Here is an 18,830-nt window from a genome sequence, read left to right on the forward strand (position 1 = left end):
AAATCGCCACAATTGCTAAGAATGTGTTGATGGAACCGCGCCGCGAAGTCGCTTCGTTAATTACTCTTCGAAGCATGAAAAACTTCGGTGCGCTGTCTTCAGCGCGTAGTCTTTTGCTGCGAAGTCTTCAGTGCGAAGTTTTGGGCATCTTCGGCAGGAACAGCGCGAGCAGCCCGATCGCCGGCAGGAACGCGCAGACCTGATAGACGAACGCGATCCCGGTGTGGTCGGCGACGCGACCGAGCACGGCGGCGCCAAGACCGCCGATGCCGAAGGCGACTCCGAAGAACATGCCGGAGATCATCCCGAAGCGGTGCGGCATCAGTTCCTGCGCGAACACGATGATCGACGACGTCGCCGACGAGATGATCAAGCCGATGAAGATGGTCAGCACCGCGCTGCCGAACAGCCCGGCATAGGGCAGCGCCAGCGAAAACGGCAACGCGCCGAGGATCGAGAACCAGATGACGTATTTGCGCCCGAAGCGATCGCCCAACGGCCCGCCGAAGAACGCGCCCACCGCGTTGGCGGCCAGGAAGATGAACAGATAGAGCTGCGCGGTCTGGGTCGATACGCCGAATTTTTCGATCAGATAAAAGATGTAGTAGCTCGACAGGCTCGACACGTAGAGCTGCTTGGAGAACAGCAGCGCGACCAGCACGCCGAGCGCGATCTTCACGCGGCGCGAACTCGGCGCGTCCGGATGCGGTGCGGCCACCGCGAATTTCCTGCCCGCGATCTGCGGCTTGTACCACCGCCCGATCTGCCACAGGATCACGATCGCCAGAAACGCGATCGAGGAGAACCACGCGATGCTCGGCTGGCCGAACGGCACCACGATCAGCGCCGCCAGCACCGGCCCCATCGAGGTACCGAAACTGCCGCCGAGTTGAAATACCGATTGTGCGAAGCCATACCTCCCGCCCGAGGCCAGCCGCGCGATCCGCGCCGATTCCGGGTGGAACACCGCCGAGCCGAGCCCGACCAAAGCCGCCGCGATCAGGATGACGGGATATTGGTGCGCCGCGCTGAGCAGCAGCAGGCCGAAGAAGGTAAATCCCATGCCGATCGAGAGCGAGAATGGCTGCGCCTTCTTGTCGGTGAAGTGTCCGATCAACGGCTGCAACAGCGACGCCGTGAACTGGAACGCCAGCGTGATCATTCCGATCTGGCCGAAGTCGAGCGCGTAGGCCTGCTTCAGGATCGGATAGATCGAGGCGATCAACGACTGCATGGTGTCGTTGAGAAAATGCGAGAAGCTGATTCCCGCCAGCACGATATAGGCCGGTCCCGCCGCGGACTTCGCCAGCGGTGCGTCGGACAGCACGACCGGCTCGGCCAGCGCTTCTTCGGAGACGACGACGGACTTGTTCAACGGATGATTCCCGTAAAATTCGCGGCGCAATGCCAATGTCGTACGATGCCGGCCCGATACGGACCAGCAACATTAGCTAATGGCTGCGATGCGCTGGGATAACCTCAGGCGGCCGCCGCGGCGGCCTCGCCGAGTGCCAAGACGATGTGATCGACCACTTCCTCGACCAGGATACGATCGTCGCCCTCGCCCATCACGCGGATCACGGGCTCGGTGCCGGAGGAACGCACCAGCAACCGGCCATGGCCGTTGAGCCGCTTTTCGCCGGCGACGATCGCCGATTTGACCTCGGCGTCGTCGAGCGGCTTGCCGCTGCGATAGCGCACGTTCTTGAGGATTTGCGGCATCGGATCGAAGCGGTGACAGACTTCCGACACCGGGCGGCGGAGTTTTTGCACCACCGCGAGCACCTGCAATGCCGCGACGAAGCCGTCGCCGGTGGTGGCGTAATCCGACAGGATGATGTGGCCGGAGGGCTCGCCGCCGAGATTGTAGCCGCGGCTCAGCATCTGCTCGAGCACATAACGATCGCCGACCGGCGTGCGGATCAGCTCGATGCCCTGGCCTTCGAGGAAGCGCTCCAGCCCGAGATTCGACATCACGGTCGCGACGATGCCGGGTTTGGCGAGACGGCCGTCTTCCTTCCAGCTTTGCGCGATCACCGCGAGCAACTGGTCGCCATCGACCACATGTCCGCGCTCATCGACCAGAATGACCCGGTCGGCATCGCCGTCGAGTGCAATGCCGATGTCGGCGCGCATCTCGCGCACCTTGCGGCTCAGCGCTTCCGGCGCGGTGGATCCGCATTCCTTGTTGATGTTGAATCCGTCAGGCTCGACGCCGATCGAAATCACGTCGGCGCCGAGTTCCCACAGCGCTTCCGGCACCACCTTGTAGGCGGCGCCATTGGCGCAATCGATCACCACGCGCAGGCCGTCGAGCGACAGATCGCGCGGCAGCGTGCGTTTGGCAAACTCGATGTAACGGTCATGAACGCCGTCGATGCGGCGGGCACGCCCGAGACTGGCGCTTTGCGACAGACGGCGGTCCATCGGCTCATCGAGCATCTGCTCGATCTGCTTTTCGACATCGTCGGATAATTTGAATCCCTGCGGGCCGAACAGCTTGATGCCGTTGTCCTCGAACAGATTGTGCGACGCGGAAATCATCACGCCAAGATCGGCGCGCATCGACTTGGTCAGCATCGCCACCGCCGGCGTCGGCATCGGGCCGAGCAGCAGCACATCCATGCCGACCGAGGTAAAGCCGGCCACCATCGCGTATTCGATCATATAGCCCGACAGCCGCGTATCCTTGCCGATGACGACGCGATGGCGATGGTCGCCGCGCTGAAATACCAGGCCAGCCGCCTGCCCGACCTTGAGGGCGAGTTCCGGCGTGATCAGCCCGTTGGCGCGGCCTCGAATCCCGTCAGTACCGAAATATTTGCGGCTCATATGTCCCCCAGCGGCTTTCGAGGGTTCTTCAGGCCACCCGGCAAGAATCCTCAAAACGCCCGCCATCATGGCGTAAGCGGCTGTTATAGAGCCTTTGTCCCTAACATGGCTTCAAAAAATATGATGAATCATTACCGGTGGCGAGTCTGGTAACGATCATCTAACCCATTGTAGCATCAGTCATTATGCCCGAAACCGGAGCTCAAAAAAGACCTGGCGTCAATGCTTGCGCCGGGCGGGATGGTCGCCTTTCGAGGGTGCCGGCTGGATCACGCTGACCGGATCCGAGCCCGGAAAGGTCTCTTCCAACCCCTCCTCGAGAGCATCTTCCAGCCGACGTTTCTCGGCGTCTTTTGCGTCTTTTGGGTCCGCGCCGGGTCCAATCATGGAAGCCCTCCTGTTGCCGTACGCTCAGCCCCGTGATCGGCCTTATCAATCAGGCTTATCAATCAGGCTTGGCAGCCCGTCGCGCGCGGCGATTTTGCGGCTGCCCCAACCATGCTAGATGAAACCGCAAAGCTGCAAATACAAGAAGGGCCGGAAACTTCCATGAAACACATCACCTGCATCGAGGATCTGCGCCTGCTGCACAAGCGCAACGTGCCGAAGGCGTTCTTCGATTATGCCGATCGCGGCTCTTATTCCGAGGATACGCTGCGCGCCAACCATGACGATCTGCAGCAGATCAAGTTCCGCCAGCGCATCCTGGTCGATGTTTCCAAGCGTGACCTCTCGACCACGATCCTGGGCGAACGATCGAAATTGCCGCTGATCCTGGCGCCGGTCGGATTGCTCGGCATGCAGCATGGCGACGGCGAAATTCACGCCTGCCGCGCCGCGCAGGCCGCCGGCATTCCGTTTACGCAAAGCACGATGTCGATTTGTTCGATCGAGGATATCGCAGCCGCCGTCGACAAGCCGTTCTGGTTCCAGCTTTACGTGATGAAGGACCGCGGCTTCATCAAGGCGCTAATCGAGCGCGCGATCGCCGCCAAGTGCAGCGCGCTGGTGTTGACGGTGGATTTGCAGGTGATCGGCCAACGCCACCAGGACATTAAGAACGGCATGTCGGTGCCGCCGGAATGGTCGCTGTCGAAACTGATCGATTTCGCCACCAAGCCGACCTGGGTTTCCGGCGTGCTGCGCGGCAAGCGCCGCACCTTCGGCAATCTGATGGGGCATCTGAAAGGCACCGAGGACATCACCGCGCTGTCGAGCTGGATCAATTCGCAGTTCGACACCACGCTAAACTGGAAGGATGTCGAATGGATCCGCAGCATCTGGCCGGGCAAGCTGATCCTCAAGGGCATTCTCGACGTCGAGGACGCGGAGATCGCCGCCAAGAGCGGCGCCCAGGCGCTGGTGGTCTCCAACCATGGCGGCCGCCAGCTCGACGGCGCGCCGTCCTCGATCGAGGTGCTGCCTGAAATCGTCGACGCGGTCGGCTCCCAAATCGAAATCCTGTTCGACGGCGGCATCCGCTCGGGACAAGACGTGATGCGCGCGCTGGCGCTCGGCGCCAAGTCCTGCATGATCGGCCGCGCCTATGCCTACGGCCTCGGCGCCGGCGGCCAGGCCGGCGTCGCCAAAGCGATTGATGTCATCGCCAAGGAGCTCGAGACCACGATGGGCCTGTGCGGCGTCAACACCATCGCCGAGATCGACGACCACGTGCTGGCGATCTAAGCGGTCAATCGTCCTGATGGATGGCCTGTTCGATCGAACGGGCCGTCCGCTTCAGGATCTCCGCCACCTCGATCTCGCGGCGCGGGCCGAGCCGGCTTCGTATCGCGGCAATCGTCACCGCGGCCAGCGGCCGCCCGCTTGGCTCGCGGATCGTGGCGGAGATTGCCTTGGTCCCCGGCACCAGCCCGATGTGATGGACGCCGTAGCCCATGCGTCGCGCCGCGGCGATCTGCTCCAGCGCCGTCGCTGCGGTGGTTCGGTAGGACCCGAACCTGACTTGATTGCGGTGAACGATCTGCCGCGCCTCGGCGGCCGGCAATGCCGCCAGGATCGCAACCCCGGCGCTGCTGACGCCGAGCGGCCGCCGGGCGCCAACTTCAATCGACAAAACCTGAATAGGATATTTTCCGATCAATCGCGCCACGCATAACGCGTCGAGGCCGGTCCTGATCGTCAAGAAGGCGGTGTCGCCGACCGCGCGCGACAACTCCGACAAAAACGGTTCGGCGGTCACGATCAGCGACGAGCGCGACGGCCGTGCCAGCGCAAGCTCCGGCACCTGATGGCCGATCGCGTATCGCTTGCTCCTGGCCCTCTTCTCGACAATGCCTTCTTCGACCAGGACATTGACCAGACGATGCGCCGTCGGCCGCGTCAGACCCGTTGCCTGAACGACCTCGGAAAGCGGAAGACCGGCTTCCCGGCCCGCCGCGACGACACGGAGTACCGACAGCGCCCTGCGCAGACTTTGCGCTCCGCCTTTCGGCTTAGCCGCGGCGCCTCCCTTGTTGCGACGCAACTACGTCTCCCGCCAATGTCCATATTGTGGACAAAACCAACACAATTTGGTCGCCCCCGCAATCAAAAAGGGATTGATGGCAAGGCAGGCGCCGAGCAACAGAAGCGCCGCTAAGGAAACGTATCAAGGAAACGCATGCAGCTCGATCCCGCCAATCTTGCCGCCGAGGAATCCTACCGCCTCATCACCGGCATCGTGGTGCCGCGGCCGATCGCGTGGGTCTCGACGCTTTCCTTAAGTGGCGTCGTCAACCTGGCTCCGTTCAGCGCCTTTACGTTCGTTTCGCCGAAACCGCCGATGCTTGCGATCAGCGTCGGCCGCAAGGCGGGCGTCTACAAGGATACCGCGCACAACATCCTTTCGACCGAAGAGTTCGTCGTGCACATCGCCGACTCAACGTTGATGGCGGAGGTTCACGAAAGCTCCGCCGAATTCCCCTCCGACGTCAGCGAGGTCGAGCAATTGAAGCTCGACACGCTGGCGAGCGAGAAGATCAAACCGCCACGCGTCGCGCGCGCGCCGATCGCGATGGAGTGCCGATTTCGGCAATGCATCGAATTCGGCGAAACCCGCAGCCGGCTGATCGTCGGTGAAATCGTCTTGTTCCACATCCGCGACGACCTCATGAAGAACGGAAAAATAGAGACCGAAGCGCTGGATCCGATCGCGCGCATCGCAGGCCCGCGTTACGCGCGACTGGGCGAGATCTCGACGCTGAGGTCGGTGTTTCAGACTTCCAAATCTCCGTCATGAGTCGAATCGAAGAAAACATTGCGGCGACCGCCGGAGCAAACATGACATCCGCCACGTATCAGGCGTCGAGCTATTCGGCCGGAGAGCGCGCGGCGATCATCGTTTCCTGCATGCTCGGCTTCGCGCTCGATCTCTATGACGTTCTGATCATGCCGTTCCTGATGGGATCGATCCAGAAATCGCTGGGGATTTCGCTGGCGCAGGTATCCAGCGTCACCAGCCTGACCCTGATCGGTTCGGTGATCGGGGGCGCCCTGTTCGGCTATCTCGGTGATCGCGTCGGCCGCAAGCAGGCGTTGCAGCTGACACTCCTGATGTTCGCGGCCGGCTCGATCGCATCTGCCTTTGCCTGGAATTACGGGTCGCTCGCCATTCTCCGCCTGATCACCGGGATCGGCCTCGGCGGCGAATGGGGGGCCGGCATGGTGCTGTTCAACGAGGCCTGGAACAAGGAGCGGCGCGGGATCGGCAGCGCCTTCATCCAGGGCAGCGCGGTTCTGGCCGCAGCCAGCGCCTCGATTGTCGGCGTCTGGGCCACGACGTCCTTTAGCCTCGAATGGGGTTGGCGGATCGCGCTTCTGACCGGCGGCTCGCCGATCCTGCTGATGATCTTCATCCGTATCTTCATGCCGGAATCCAAGGCGTGGCAGCAATTCGATGCGCTGCGCAAAAGCGGCGCGATCGAGACGCCGGCGGCGAAGACCAATACGCCGTTGGCGATGTTCCGGGGACGGCTGCTTCCGATATCGGTCATGTGCCTGGTCTGGATGATGGCCTATATGTTCAGCTATTACGGCATCGTGGTATTCATGCCGACGCTGATGCAGCGCGCGCTGGATACGCCTCCGGAAATCGTGCGCAACATATCGGTGATCGCTTCGGTGGTTGGCGGCCTGTCCTACCTGACGATGGGGGCGCTGAACGACCGTTTCGGCCGGCGTTTCGGCGCGCTGTTGCCAGGGCTTTCCTGGGCGGTGATGGCGGCCGCGCTGTTTCTCTACGGTCACGAAAAATACCAGGGCAGCGTGCTGCACTTTCCGATCTTCTGGATCTATCTGAGTTTCGTAATCGGCAACTCGGCGTTGGGCGTGGTCGGCACCTGGTTGTCGGAAATCTATCCGATCGACGTCAGATCGACCGCGGTGTCGTTTATCTACATGGCAGGACGCGGCGTCGGCAGCCTGGCGCCGGTCGTGGTTCCGGCCGCTGCTGCCTTGTTCGGCGGCAGCCTTGCCACCGGCATGATGGTGGTCGCGCCCGCGATTCTGATCTTCCTGTTGATGACAATCCTGCTGCCGGAAACCCGCGGGCGCGAGCTTGCGGTGAATGCGAAGCCGCAGCCGCAACACGCCGCGGCCTGAACCGGAAGCCTATCGGAGAACGAAAATCATGCGCCTTGTGAGCTATCTTGAAAATCAACAGTCGAAATATGGCGTCGTCACGGACGCAGGCGTGGTGGATCTCACCGGCCGCATCGGAAGCCGGTATCGCGATCTGCAAACGCTGATCGCGCACAACGGCCTCGACGCCGCGCGCAAGGCCGCGGCGGGTCAGAAGGCAGACCGCGCGATCCAGGATCTGTTGCTGCTGCCACCGATACCGGCGCCTGAAAAGCTCTGGTGCATCGGCGTGAACTACCGGGATCGCAACGCCGAATACAAGGACAATTCCGACCTGCCGAAATACCCAAGTCTGTTTGTCCGCAATCCCTCATCGGTGGTGGGGTCGGGCCAGCCGATCGAAAAGCCGAGGGTATCCGAACAGCTCGACTATGAGGGCGAATTGGTTCTCGTGATCGGCAAGCAAGGCCGCCACATCCCGCGCGAGCAGGCCTTCCAGCACATCTTCGGCATGACCTTGTGCAACGAAGGCAGCGTGCGCGACTGGCTGCATCATGGAAAGTTCAACGTCACCCAGGGCAAGAATTTCGACCGCTCCGGCAGCATCGGGCCGTGGATCGTGACCGCGGATGAACTCGATCCCCGCGGCCCGCACGACATCGTCACCCGCGTCAATGGCGAGTTGCGGCAGCAGGATTCGACCGAACGCCTGATGTTCCCGTTCGATTTCCTCATCGCCTATCTCTCGACCTTTGCGACCTTGAAGCCCGGCGACATGATCGCGACGGGAACGCCGACCGGCGCGGGCGCCCGTTTCGATCCGCCGCGCTGGCTGAAGCCCGGCGACGTTGTCGAGGTCGAATCCTCGGGCATTGGCGTGCTCAGCAATACCGTGACCGCGGAAAAGTGACTCACCATGCTTGATCAGCAGACCATCGAAAATCTTGCGCGCCGCCTCGACGAAGCCGAACGCACCAAATCGCACCTTCGCATGTTCACGGCGGAGTATCCGGATCTTGCGATCGAGGACGCCTATGCGATCCAGCGCGCGTGGACTGCGCTTCAGATCAAGCAAGGGCGGATCATCAGGGGGCACAAGATCGGCCTGACGTCGAAGGCGATGCAGAATGCCGTCGGCATCGCGGAGCCTGATTACGGTGTTTTGTTCGAGGACATGTTTTACGGCGATGCGGGCGAAATCCCCTTCAGCCGCTTTCATGCGCCGCGCATCGAGGTCGAGCTCGCTTTCATCCTGAAGACTGCCTTGAAGGGACCGCATTGCTCGATCTTCGACGTGCTCAATGCCACCGACTACGTCACCCCGGCGCTGGAGATTCTCGAAACCAGGATGCACCGCGTCGATCCCGAAACCAAAGCCACCCGCAAGGTGACGGACACGATTTCCGACAATGCCGCCAATGCCGCGCTGGTGCTCGGCGGCCGGCCGTTCAAGCCGCACGATTTCGACCTGCGCTGGATCGGAGCCTTGCTGTTCCGCAACGGCCAGATCGAGGAGACCGGCGTTGCCGCGGGCGTTCTCAACCATCCAGCCAACGGGGTTGCCTGGCTTGCCAACCGGCTGGCACCGCATGGCGAAGCGCTGGCCGCCGGTGAAGTCGTGCTCGCGGGCTCGTTCACCCGCCCGGTCGACATTCGCAAGGGCGACACGTTCCACGCCGACTACGGCAAGTTCGGATCCATCTCCTGTCAGTTTGTTTGAGGAAGATAGCCCATTTTTGAGGAAGGCAACATGGCGAGACGCACCAGCATTCATATCGGCGGTTTCAAGCACGCCAACCCTATTCCGAACGCCAGCCGGATCGGCAATCTCTTGATGTCGGGTGTCATCCTCGGTCGCGATCCCGTGACATCGGAAATGCCGCCGCAGCTCGAAGCGCAGTGCGCCAACATGTTCGCGCACATGAAAGCGATCGTGGAAGCCGGCGGCGGCAGCACCGACGACATCATCAAAATGACGGTTTGGCTCAAGGACCGTTCACAGCGGGCGCCGGTCAATGCCGAGTGGATCAAGATGTTTCCCGACGAGCATTCGCGGCCCGCGCGTCACTCCCTGCCGATGGAGATGGAAGGCGGCGCGCTGGTGCAATGTGATTTCACCGCCGTCATCGACTGAAAGGACAATAACGTGCCCGACTATCTTGCGTTCAATCCCAATCCGCGCCGGCCGTCGGTGCTGCCGCCACCGAAAACCTGCGACAGCCAGTTTCATGTCCTGGGCCCGCTCGACAAATACCCGGTGCGTCCCGGCGCTGCCTACCAGATGCCGACCGCCACCTGGGAAGCAGCGCTTCGGGTGCACCAGGCGCTGGGCATTGAACGTGGGATCATCGTCCAAACCACGACCTATGGCGCCGATCACGCCGTCGTACTCGATGCCCTGGCGGCGATGGGCGCCAATTACCGGGGCTGCGCCAACGCGCTGGTGTTTGCCGAGGCCGATGATTCCTATCTCGCCAAATTGCACGACGCCGGCGTCCGCGGCGCGCGCTTCAGCTTTCGGCAGGAACTGGGCGCGGTGTTATCCGACGCCGACTTTGCGCGGGCGATCGCGCGAATAAAGGAACTCGGCTGGTATGCTAAAATCCAGCCCGAGAAGGACGGCATCATCAGCGGCGTGTCCAAGATCGAAAAGCTGGATGTGCCGGTGCTGATCGATCATATGGCGCGCCCCGATCCGAGACTAGGGCAAGCCGACCCCAATCTGCGCAAGATGCTGGAGTTGCTGTCGAGGGGCAATTTCTGGGTGATGCTGTCGCTCGGCGAGAAGACCTCCAGAATCGGACCGCCCTGGGACGACGTTGTTCCGATCGCGCGCGCCTATATCGAGGCTGCTCCCGACCGTTGCGTGTGGGCCAGTGATTGGCCGCACCCGGTCTCCGTGGTGCAGCCGCCGAACGACGCGGATTTGCTCGAGCTGTTCTATCGCTACGCGCCCGACCAAAGCGAACGCCAGAAGATCCTGGTGGACAATCCAGCGAAGCTGTTCGGGTTTGGCAGGTAGTGTAGATCTGACGGATCAGCAAAAGACTATCGTCGTCCCCGCGAACGAGCCTGCGAAGCTATCTAGGCCGTCATCCTGAGGAGCGCGCCCTTCGCGCGCGTCTCGAAGGATGGCCGCGAACACCATCCTTCGAGACGCCGCGCCAAAGCGCGGCTCCTCAGGATGACGGTTCCGGTGTGTCCCGGCGAAAGGCGGGGACGACGTGTTGATAGGCTGCGTTTCGCTACCCTCACATCGGCGGCGTGATGCCGTCGAGGCCGACGCCGAGACGGTTGGTTTCCAGCGTGCCGTCGTCCTTCTTGGTCGCGCCGAAGATGATGATCTTGGCGCCCGGCTTCAGTTCGTCCTTGGTCCCGGTCACGAAGGCGACAATCGGCGTATCCGGCCCGACCACGACTTTCTTTTCACCGTCCTTGTACTTGACCATGATGTTCTGGCCGTCGGTGCCGGAGACGGTCTCCGCGACCGTGGCGTTGGTCATGGTGCTGTTTGGCCGAAGATCCCAGGCCCGAAAGCCCTCACCGGCGCCGCGCATCGCTTCCGGGAAGATATGAACCGCCAGCGCCTTCTGGCTGCCATCCTCCTGGGGCATCGCCGAGACCCCGATGTAGGAGCCGGGCTTGACGTCGGACAGCGCGGACTTGGCGATGCCGATGACCGCAACATTGTCGGCCAAATGGACCTTCACCTCGGTGCCTTCGCGGGATTTTACCGTCAGCACCGCACCGTCGACGGCTTCGATGGCACCGCGAATGCGGACCGTCGCGGGCGCCTGCGCCGAGGCCGCGGTGGCGAACAAAGACGCGGCGGCAAGCACAGCCGCGAGCGTGCGCGGCAGGTACGACGAAGCTTTCATGATAGTCCCCTTACTGGTTGGTGGCGGTGCAAGGGAATACCCCGTGGTCGCGGGCATATTCCGGGATGATGGAACCGCGACGCCGAGCGACGCCACATCCCACATTACGTCTGAAACGATGCCGGCGTTACATCGGCGGCGTCAGCCCATCCCGGCCGATGCTGATGCGGTTGGTTTCGAACGAACCGTCCGCTAGCTGCTTGATGAAGGCGATCAGCTTGGCGCCGGCCTTCAGGTCGGACTTGTCGGCGGGCACGTAGGTTACGACCGGCGTCTCGGGCGAGACCTCGACCTTCTTCTCACCGTCCTTGTATCTGACGATCAAAGAGTGGCCGTCATTGCCCTCGACCGACTCGGCCACCGTGGCATTGGTCATGGTGCTGTTGGGGCGCAGATCGTACGGCCGCGATCCCTCGCCGGTGCCGCGCATATCCTCGGGAAACACATGCACTTCGAGCGCGTTTTGCTTGCCGTCCGGTCCCGGTACCGTGGTGGCGCCGATGAAGGATCCCGGCTTGATGTCGGCCATCGAAATCTTGATGATGCCGAACACCTTGACGTCGCCGGTCATGTGCAGCTTGACGTCCTCGCCGCTGCGCGACTTCACGGTGAGGACATCGCCATCGACGCTCTCGATGGCGCCGCGAACCCGGGTCGGCACCGGCGGCTTCTGGGCGAACGCGCATAGCGTGGACGCCGCGACCATGGCGACGGCCATCAGCGGGCGCGTCAATGAAGTGCGATGAAGGGGCATGAACAGGGCTCCGGCGGGGTGCTTCACATAGCAGCAGACCCCACAACCTCTATCCTATTCCCGTGTCAAACCTTCGTGAGATCGGCCTCGACCAGGTCACGAAGTTCTGATGTCACCCGCGGCCGCTGGCCGAACCACAGCTCGAATCCGCGCACCGCCTGGTGCAGCAGCATCCCCAACCCGTCGGCGGTCTTCAATCCGCGTTGCCGCGCTGCCGCCAGTAATTCGGTCTGCAACGGCACGTAAACCAGATCGGCGACAACGGCGTGCGGTGGCAGCCGGCCGATATCGACCTCGAGCGCGGGCTGGCCGCGCATGCCGAGCGATGTCGTATTGACCAGCACGTTGGCGCCCGGCAGCAAATCCGCGATTCCGTCCCACGCCACGGGATGAACGCGTGCGCCGAATTGATCCGCCAGCGCCTGCGCGCGCTCGATGGTGCGATTGGCCAGATGCACGCGGCCGATGCCGCGCTCGATCAGTCCGAACACCACCGCGCGCGACGAGCCGCCGGCGCCGAGCACCAGCACATCGCTCGCCTTGTCCCATCCGGGCGCGCAGGCATCGAGATTATTGATGAAGCCTTCGACATCGGTGTTGGTCGAGCGCAGCTCACCGCCATCGTACCACAGCGTGTTGGCCGCGCCGACCGCGCGGGCCCGCGCGTCCGGCGCCGACAATTCCAGCGCGCGTTCCTTGTGCGGCAGGGTGACGTTGGCGCCGACAAAGCCGTGGGCCGAAAGATGCAACACGAACTCGGCAAAGCCTTCGGGCGGCACCGCCTCGATGCTGTAGCCGCCGTCGATGCCAAGCGTACGCAGCCAGTACTGGTGGATCAGCGGCGAGCGCGAATGCGCCGCCGGCCACCCGATCAGGCACGCGGCGGGGGTTTTGTTCGAGGTTGTCATTGTTTTCAATTCGGGCAAGCCGCCTTCGCTGTCAATCCCGCCGTTTCGTCGTTGCGAAAACAAGGATGGCGAGCGACAGGGCTGCGGCAGCCGCAAACCAGATCGCGGACAGGTTGATCCAGCGATAGGCGTAGGCGCCGCATACGGCGCCGGCCACCATCGCCGCCCATAGCAGCAAATTCGGTAGCCAGGACCAGCGCCGGCCGCCGGTCAACGCCACGGCGGCAAGCTGCCCAACCTTGACCAGCGCGCCGGTCATGTAAGTGAGACCCAGACCGGCGCCGCCTTCGGCCTGAAACACCGCGTTCTCCAGCCCCATCGCCAGCACCATGGCGGCAATCGCGACCAGCGGCACGCCCAGCGTATAGAACATTGCGGCGGCCGCGAGCAGTAATGTCTCCGCGAGCAATACCCAGCCCTGGCCGTAGAACGAGCGGGTGAACACGATCAGGCTGCCGGCGCCGGCCCCGGTCACGAACAGCGCGATCAAACCGATCGCTTCAGCGGCATTCGACCAATGCCCCTGCGCCAGGTAGACGCCCAATCGCGTCGAGTTGCCGCTCATGAAGGAGACGAAAAGACCGCCAAGATGCAGGAAACCGATGGCATCGACATAGCCGGCCAGCGCACTCAGGGCGCAGGCCAAAGCGAGGTTGCGGCGGGACTCAAGCACGCGGCTGGCTCACCTTCACGCGGTCCATTGGTAGATTTCTTTTTCGTAGGCCTCGACAAAGCCGGCGCGCAGCAGGTTCCGGTAGGAGTGTTCGTTCATATACAGGGTCTCGGCCACCTGGATCGAACACCCCATCCGTTCGGCGCGCTCGATCCGCCTGGCAATCAGCGCCTGTTGCGCGCCGCGCTTGCGATCGCCTTCGGCGGTCGCCGACGCCATCAGATATCCGAGGTTTTCGAAGATACAGAGCGCTGCGACCGCCACCGGGCGGTTGCCCTCAAAGGCCATGTAATGGAAGAATTTCTCGCGGCCCACGGATATCGCATATTCCGGCCACAACGTTTCGCCGAGTTGATCGCTGGCTTGCGCGATCTCGTCGGCGTTGACCTCGGCCACCCTGAGATCGGTTTTGTATTCGATCGGAGCATTTCCGCTGCGGCACAACGTTGGATAGCCGGTACGCGTGATGCGGGACAGCCCGTGCGCCGCGAGCCAGCCGCGCGCCAACTCCATCTCGGGACCGGGACTGAGCCAGACAAAGAAGCGCTTGACGCCTTCGGTCGCGAACAGGTCGATCAGCCGCCCAATACCGGCAGACGACATTCCAGGTTCGGCGCCGCACAGATAGACGCGGTTGATATTGGAGGACGCAAACGGCGTCTGACGGCCGACGTCCATGGTCAGGTAACAATGGCCGAACGGCGTGCCGCGAAACTCTTTGCGAATGAGGCTTGGCGGCTGGCGCTGGCTGTCGACCCATTGCGCGAGCCGCCGCATCTTCAGCGATAGATCATACTTGTCCATCATGCTCCCGCGAATTGCGATGACACGAAACAGAATGCCGCGACGCATTTTCGCACGCCGCGGGCATAGTGTTCATCAAAGCGGCTGGATTGGGAAGCAGAGTATGATGAAGACGCGAACCGATATCTCGCAGAGTTGATCGCCTGTTCGGCCCTATCCCGGAGACACGACCGGATGCGCGGCGTGATCATCCGCGGCAGCGGAAGAGTTCCGACGCTGCTCCTTGATATCCACGATGGCCCGCGCGATGGTTTCGCGGTATCTGGCACGCGGCGGTCTGACCCCATGGGTCAACAGCGCACGGCGCACGGTCGGTGACGCGCCGGTGATGAACAGGCGGATGCCCTGCCGTTCCGTCTTGGCCGCAACGCGGCTCATTGCATTGGCCGCGGTAGAATCCAGAAACGGCACCGCCGAGAAATCGACGACAAACGCCTTGCGGCTGTCGGCGATGCTGTCGAGCACCGATCCCACCGTCGACGCCGCGCCAAAGAAGAACGCGCCCGTGATGCGGTAGACCAGCACGTCAGGGTCGGCAGCAAGGCCGACGTCGTAGGGCACCCGATCGCCGTTACCGTCGTCGGCCCGGTCGGGGGTCGCCAGCGGCGTTTCGGCCTCGATGCCCGTCATCTGCGCCATGCGGTTGATGAACAGCACCGCACCGAGCGCGAAGCCGACCAGGATACCTTCGGTGAGATCGCGAAACACCGTCAGCAGAAAGGTGGCAAGCAGCACAGTGGCATCGCCGCGCGAGGAGCGGATCAAGGTCGCGAACTCGCGCTTCTCCGCCATGTTCCAGCATACGACCACCAGCACCGCCGCCAGCGCCGAGAGCGGAATGTAGCTCGCCAACGGTGCTGCGATCAGCATGAACAGCAGCAGGAACGCCGCGTGCAGCATTCCGGAAATCGGGCTGCGCGCGCCGGCGCGGACATTGGTCGCGGTGCGCGCGATGGTGCCGGTGACGCAGATGCCGCCAAAAAACGCCGATCCGATATTGGCAACGCCCTGGGCCACCAGCTCGCAGTTGGAACGATGCCGGCGGCCGCTCATGCCGTCGGCCACCACCGCCGACAGCAGCGACTCGATAGCGCCGAGCAACGCGAAGGCGATCGCGTCGGGCAGCACCGCCCACGCCTTTTCCAGCGAAAACACCGGCCACGCCGGCCAGGGCAATTCCCGAGGGATGCCGCCGAAGCGGGTGCCGATGGTTTCGACCGGCAGCGACAGCGCCCAGGTGGCGATCGCAGCAACGATCACCGCGATCAGGATGCCGGGCCAGGTCGGCCGCAGTTTGCGCAGAATGAAGATGAGCGCGATGCTGACGACAGACACGGCGACCGCCGACAGATTAGCGGTCGGCAATGCGCGCGCCAACACCTCCAGCTTCGGAATCAATTCACCCGGTTCCTTTGCCGTCAAATTGATGCCGAACAGATCCTTCAACTGGCTGGCAAAGATAACGACGGCGATCCCGGCGGTGAATCCCACCGTCACCGGATAGGGAATGAATTTGATATAGGTGCCGAGCCGCAGAAGACCCGCGGCGATCAGGAACACGCCGGCCATCGCGGTCGCCAGGATCACGCCGTCGACACCGTGGCGATCGACCGTCAGCGCCACCAGGACGATGAATGCGCCGGCGGGGCCGCCGATCTGAAACCGGCTGCCGCCCAGCAGCGACACCAAGAAGCCGCCAACCACCGCGGTGTACAGCCCGCGACCCGGGGGCACCCCAGATGCGATAGCGATCGCCATCGACAGCGGCAGCGCTACGATCGCAACCGTGAGGCCGCAGACCAGGTCCGCGCGAAAATCCGCGAAGCCGTAGCCTTCGCGCAATACCGTGATGAGTTTCGGCGTGAACAGTTCCGCGAAAGTCGGCGGCTTCGCCTGATTGACCCGACCTGCCCGCTGGTTTGCCATGCTCATGCCGACGATGCTCCTGTCGCATCGCATCGCCACCGGCCGTCGTGGCGCAACGATGCTTCTAGCCACCCACGCGGCGAGGCGGTCCGGGCTGCTTCAGGCGAACACCACGCCCGCCATCATCGCTGCGCGCATGCTCGCCAATCAGATCCACGCCCGCATGATTGAGCGCCTCAACCACTTTGGTCAGCGATTCAACCACGCCACGAACGTTGCCGACGCTGGCTTCCATCCGCTGGATGGTCGGCAGCGAAACGCCCGCCAGTTCGGCCAGCGTTTTCTGATCGATCCCGAGCAGCGCTCGCGCCGCCCGCATCTGAAAGGACGTGATCACACGACCACCTCACGTGTAATGAATGATAAGTGATATGTCATATAATGACAATGATGTAAAATACATCATTTGAGGCCCGCCACGCAAGTGGCGAACAGTCGCAAGGTCTGCGGTCCTGTCCATGAGGGCGGTCACCAACCGACCTCCGGCATGCGCCGTTGTCACGCGGGCTCATGCGCACGCCACTCTTGCTCGACCACCGATCGTTCCGTCGCTCTCAGGCCGAGCGACGGAACCATGACGGGCCTTTACGCCGCAACCCGATGCGCCGCGATGATCTGGTCGGCGGCGCGGCCCGAGACCTCGGCCATGCGGTCGAAGGCCCGGGTGAAACTGCCGGCGCCGGCGGTTGCCGAGCGCAGTTCCACGATCAACTCGCCGATCTCGGCTTCGGGCATCATGGCGCGGACGCGATCCCATCCCGGCCAGCCTTCACGGGTATCGAAACCGAGGATCTGCCCGCGCCTTCCCGACAGGATGGCATTGACCTTTGCCGTGGCATCGGACGGACAGACGATTTCGACCACATAGATCGGCTCCAGCAGCACAGGCTGGCACTGCGGCAGCGCCTCGTTGAGGCCGATCCGCGCCGCGGTCCGGAACGCAAGGTCGGAGGAATCGACGCTGTGATAGGAGCCGTCGGTCAAAGTCACCTGCACATCGATGACGGGGAACCCGAGCGGCCCGCGCAGCAATCCATCGACCACGCCCTCTTCGACCGCGCCGATGTAATTCTTCGGCACGGCGCCGCCGACGATTTTTTCGACGAACGCAAAGCCGCCGCCGCGCGGCAGCGGCTTGATCTCCAGCACCACATCGCCGAACTGGCCATGGCCGCCCGATTGCTTCTTGTGCCGGCCGCGCTGGCTGATCGATTTGCGGATCGTCTCCAGATAGCCGATCGCCGGCGGCTGCGACTTGACGTTGATCCCGAAACGCTCGCGCAGGCGCTCAAGCGCGACCCGCAAATGCATCTCGCCCTGCCCCCACAATACCGTGTCGTGGGTCTGCGGATTGTGGATCAGGGTCAGCGACGGATCTTCCTCGTTCAGCCGCAACAGCGCCTGCCCGAGCTTGACGTCGTCCTTGCGGTCGTTGGCCGCAAGCGCGATCGCCAGCACCGGCGGTGTCGGCTCGATTCTGACCAGCGCCGCCGGCGCGGTCTTGCCGCTCGACAGGGTATCGCCGGTCTTGATGCTGTCGAGCTTGCCGAGCGCGATGGTTTCGCCGGCTTCGGCGGCCGGGCGCTTGGTGTCGTGCGCGCCATTGACGGCGAGTATCCCGGAGACCCGGCCCGCCTCAGCAGAGGAGGATTGCAAGGTCGCGCCATCGTCGAGATGTCCGGACAGCACGCGGGCCAGCGACAGCTTGCCGCCATGCGCCAGATGCAGCGTCTTGAACACATAGGCCAGCGCATCCTTTCCGGACGACGCCGCCCCCAGCCGCTTGGCGGTCTCGGTCACGCCGGGCGCTTCATGCCGCAGCGCCTTCATCAGGCGCAGCACGCCGTTCTCGCGCAACGCCGAACCGAGCAGCACCGGACAGATCAAGCCCTCGCGCAATTCGCGGGCGAGATCGTCGAACACGGCGTCGCGCGGCGGCGGAATATCTTCCAGCAATTGCTCCATCAGCGCGTCGTCATGGTCAGCGAGCTTTTCCAGCATCGAGAACCGCGCTTCCTTTTCGCGATCGAGATCGCCCCCCTCCAGGCTCACGACTTCTGACGCCTTGTGCTCGCGATAGACGAAGGCGCGTTCCAGCGCGAGGTCGACGAAGCCCGCGATCAAATCGCCGTTCCAGATCGGTATCTGCCGCAGCACCAGCGGAATCCGCGATGCCGGCTGCAAGGTCGCGAGCGTCTCGCGGATCCGCTTGTTGGCGCGGTCGATCTTGTTGAGAAACAAAAAGCGCGGAATCCCGAGATCCTCGAGTTCGCGCAGGATGATCTGAAGCTGCGGCAATTTGCGTTCGTCGGCTTCGCACACCACGACCGCGGCATCGACCGCGGGGATCGCAGCGCGCATGTCGTGCGCGAATTCGATCGAGCCGGGACAATCGATGAAGGTGTAGCTGTCGCCCATGAAGTTGGTGGTCGCGGCGGTGAGGCCTGTGCCCATCTTGTGGCGGCGGGCTTCCGGGG

Annotated in this window: 19 protein-coding genes; 7 read left to right on the top strand and 12 right to left on the bottom strand. The window is 63.1% G+C overall.

All coding sequences use genetic code 11. From position 1 onward, the window contains the following. Nucleotides 1-127 precede the first annotated feature (127 nt). The 3 genes from GSQ88_RS13995 to GSQ88_RS34970 all read right to left on the bottom strand — a co-directional run bounded on the left by GSQ88_RS13995 (nucleotide 128) and on the right by GSQ88_RS34970 (nucleotide 3,219). Nucleotides 128-1,375 carry an MFS transporter gene (locus tag GSQ88_RS13995; RefSeq protein WP_174248011.1) on the bottom strand — a complete coding sequence of 416 codons (1,248 nt, stop codon included), beginning with the start codon at nucleotides 1,373-1,375 and terminating at the stop codon, nucleotides 128-130. A gap of 104 nt (nucleotides 1,376-1,479) precedes the next feature. Continuing rightward, nucleotides 1,480-2,832 carry a phosphoglucosamine mutase gene (gene glmM, locus GSQ88_RS14000; protein WP_159008339.1) on the bottom strand — a complete coding sequence of 451 codons (1,353 nt, stop codon included), beginning with the start codon at nucleotides 2,830-2,832 and terminating at the stop codon, nucleotides 1,480-1,482. A 219-nt stretch (nucleotides 2,833-3,051) separates the two neighbouring features. Further along, nucleotides 3,052-3,219, bottom strand: a complete 168-nt coding sequence (locus GSQ88_RS34970; RefSeq protein WP_174248012.1) for a hypothetical protein — start codon at nucleotides 3,217-3,219, stop codon at nucleotides 3,052-3,054. Between the two features lie 162 nt (nucleotides 3,220-3,381). Here GSQ88_RS34970 and GSQ88_RS14005 point away from each other — a divergent pair, with 162 nt between their 5' ends. Beyond that, the gene (locus GSQ88_RS14005; RefSeq protein ID WP_159008340.1) at nucleotides 3,382-4,518 is read left to right on the top strand and encodes an alpha-hydroxy acid oxidase; all 1,137 of its coding nucleotides are present in this window, start codon (nucleotides 3,382-3,384) and stop codon (nucleotides 4,516-4,518) included. Between the two features lie 4 nt (nucleotides 4,519-4,522). On the opposite strand, the gene GSQ88_RS14010 is transcribed toward GSQ88_RS14005, so the two are convergent. Beyond that, nucleotides 4,523-5,317 carry an IclR family transcriptional regulator gene (locus GSQ88_RS14010; RefSeq protein ID WP_159008341.1) on the bottom strand — a complete coding sequence of 265 codons (795 nt, stop codon included), beginning with the start codon at nucleotides 5,315-5,317 and terminating at the stop codon, nucleotides 4,523-4,525. 135 nt (nucleotides 5,318-5,452) lie between these two features. Here GSQ88_RS14010 and GSQ88_RS14015 point away from each other — a divergent pair, with 135 nt between their 5' ends. The 6 genes from GSQ88_RS14015 to GSQ88_RS14040 are packed head-to-tail and all read left to right on the top strand — an operon-like array spanning nucleotide 5,453 to nucleotide 10,432. Beyond that, nucleotides 5,453-6,070, top strand: a complete 618-nt coding sequence (locus tag GSQ88_RS14015; protein ID WP_159008342.1) for a flavin reductase family protein — start codon at nucleotides 5,453-5,455, stop codon at nucleotides 6,068-6,070. Between the two features lie 41 nt (nucleotides 6,071-6,111). Further along, a complete protein-coding gene (locus tag GSQ88_RS14020; protein ID WP_159008343.1) occupies nucleotides 6,112-7,431 on the top strand; it encodes an MFS transporter in 1,320 nt (439 codons plus the stop codon). 28 nt (nucleotides 7,432-7,459) lie between these two features. Beyond that, complete coding sequence (locus GSQ88_RS14025) at nucleotides 7,460-8,320, top strand: fumarylacetoacetate hydrolase family protein (RefSeq protein WP_159008344.1); 861 nt, start codon at nucleotides 7,460-7,462, stop codon at nucleotides 8,318-8,320. A 6-nt stretch (nucleotides 8,321-8,326) separates the two neighbouring features. Beyond that, on the top strand, nucleotides 8,327-9,130 hold the full coding sequence (hpaH, locus tag GSQ88_RS14030) for a 2-oxo-hept-4-ene-1,7-dioate hydratase (RefSeq protein ID WP_159008345.1): 804 nt from the start codon (nucleotides 8,327-8,329) through the stop codon (nucleotides 9,128-9,130). 30 nt (nucleotides 9,131-9,160) lie between these two features. Next, entirely contained in the window at nucleotides 9,161-9,544 is a 384-nt protein-coding gene (locus GSQ88_RS14035) for a RidA family protein (protein WP_159008346.1), read from the top strand. Nucleotides 9,545-9,556: 12 nt separating this feature from the next. Further along, nucleotides 9,557-10,432 carry an amidohydrolase family protein gene (locus GSQ88_RS14040; RefSeq protein ID WP_159008347.1) on the top strand — a complete coding sequence of 292 codons (876 nt, stop codon included), beginning with the start codon at nucleotides 9,557-9,559 and terminating at the stop codon, nucleotides 10,430-10,432. Between the two features lie 229 nt (nucleotides 10,433-10,661). Here the strand turns inward: GSQ88_RS14040 and GSQ88_RS14045 are convergent, their stop codons facing one another. The 8 genes from GSQ88_RS14045 to GSQ88_RS14080 form a co-directional block, all read right to left on the bottom strand. Then, the gene (locus GSQ88_RS14045) at nucleotides 10,662-11,288 is read right to left on the bottom strand and encodes a hypothetical protein (protein WP_159008348.1); all 627 of its coding nucleotides are present in this window, start codon (nucleotides 11,286-11,288) and stop codon (nucleotides 10,662-10,664) included. A gap of 127 nt (nucleotides 11,289-11,415) precedes the next feature. Continuing rightward, a complete protein-coding gene (locus tag GSQ88_RS14050; RefSeq protein WP_159008349.1) occupies nucleotides 11,416-12,042 on the bottom strand; it encodes a hypothetical protein in 627 nt (208 codons plus the stop codon). A gap of 65 nt (nucleotides 12,043-12,107) precedes the next feature. Next, nucleotides 12,108-12,950: a shikimate dehydrogenase gene (locus tag GSQ88_RS14055; protein WP_159008350.1), complete on the bottom strand. Its 843-nt coding sequence runs from the start codon at nucleotides 12,948-12,950 to the stop codon at nucleotides 12,108-12,110. Nucleotides 12,951-12,981: 31 nt separating this feature from the next. After that, entirely contained in the window at nucleotides 12,982-13,623 is a 642-nt protein-coding gene (locus GSQ88_RS14060) for a YoaK family protein (protein ID WP_159008351.1), read from the bottom strand. 15 nt (nucleotides 13,624-13,638) lie between these two features. Continuing rightward, entirely contained in the window at nucleotides 13,639-14,427 is a 789-nt protein-coding gene (locus GSQ88_RS14065) for a GNAT family N-acetyltransferase (RefSeq protein ID WP_210253807.1), read from the bottom strand. A 153-nt stretch (nucleotides 14,428-14,580) separates the two neighbouring features. Next, nucleotides 14,581-16,359 carry a SulP family inorganic anion transporter gene (locus tag GSQ88_RS14070; RefSeq protein WP_159008353.1) on the bottom strand — a complete coding sequence of 593 codons (1,779 nt, stop codon included), beginning with the start codon at nucleotides 16,357-16,359 and terminating at the stop codon, nucleotides 14,581-14,583. 58 nt (nucleotides 16,360-16,417) lie between these two features. After that, nucleotides 16,418-16,690, bottom strand: coding sequence for a helix-turn-helix domain-containing protein (locus GSQ88_RS14075; RefSeq protein WP_159008354.1), 273 nt, complete (start codon nucleotides 16,688-16,690; stop codon nucleotides 16,418-16,420). A 248-nt stretch (nucleotides 16,691-16,938) separates the two neighbouring features. Next, nucleotides 16,939-18,830 (bottom strand): elongation factor G (locus GSQ88_RS14080; protein WP_159008355.1); only part of this gene is annotated, 1,892 nt, incomplete at its 5' end.

It is taken from the genome of Bradyrhizobium sp. S69 (assembly GCF_009766005.1).
Classification (GTDB): Bacteria; Pseudomonadota; Alphaproteobacteria; order Rhizobiales; family Xanthobacteraceae; genus Bradyrhizobium.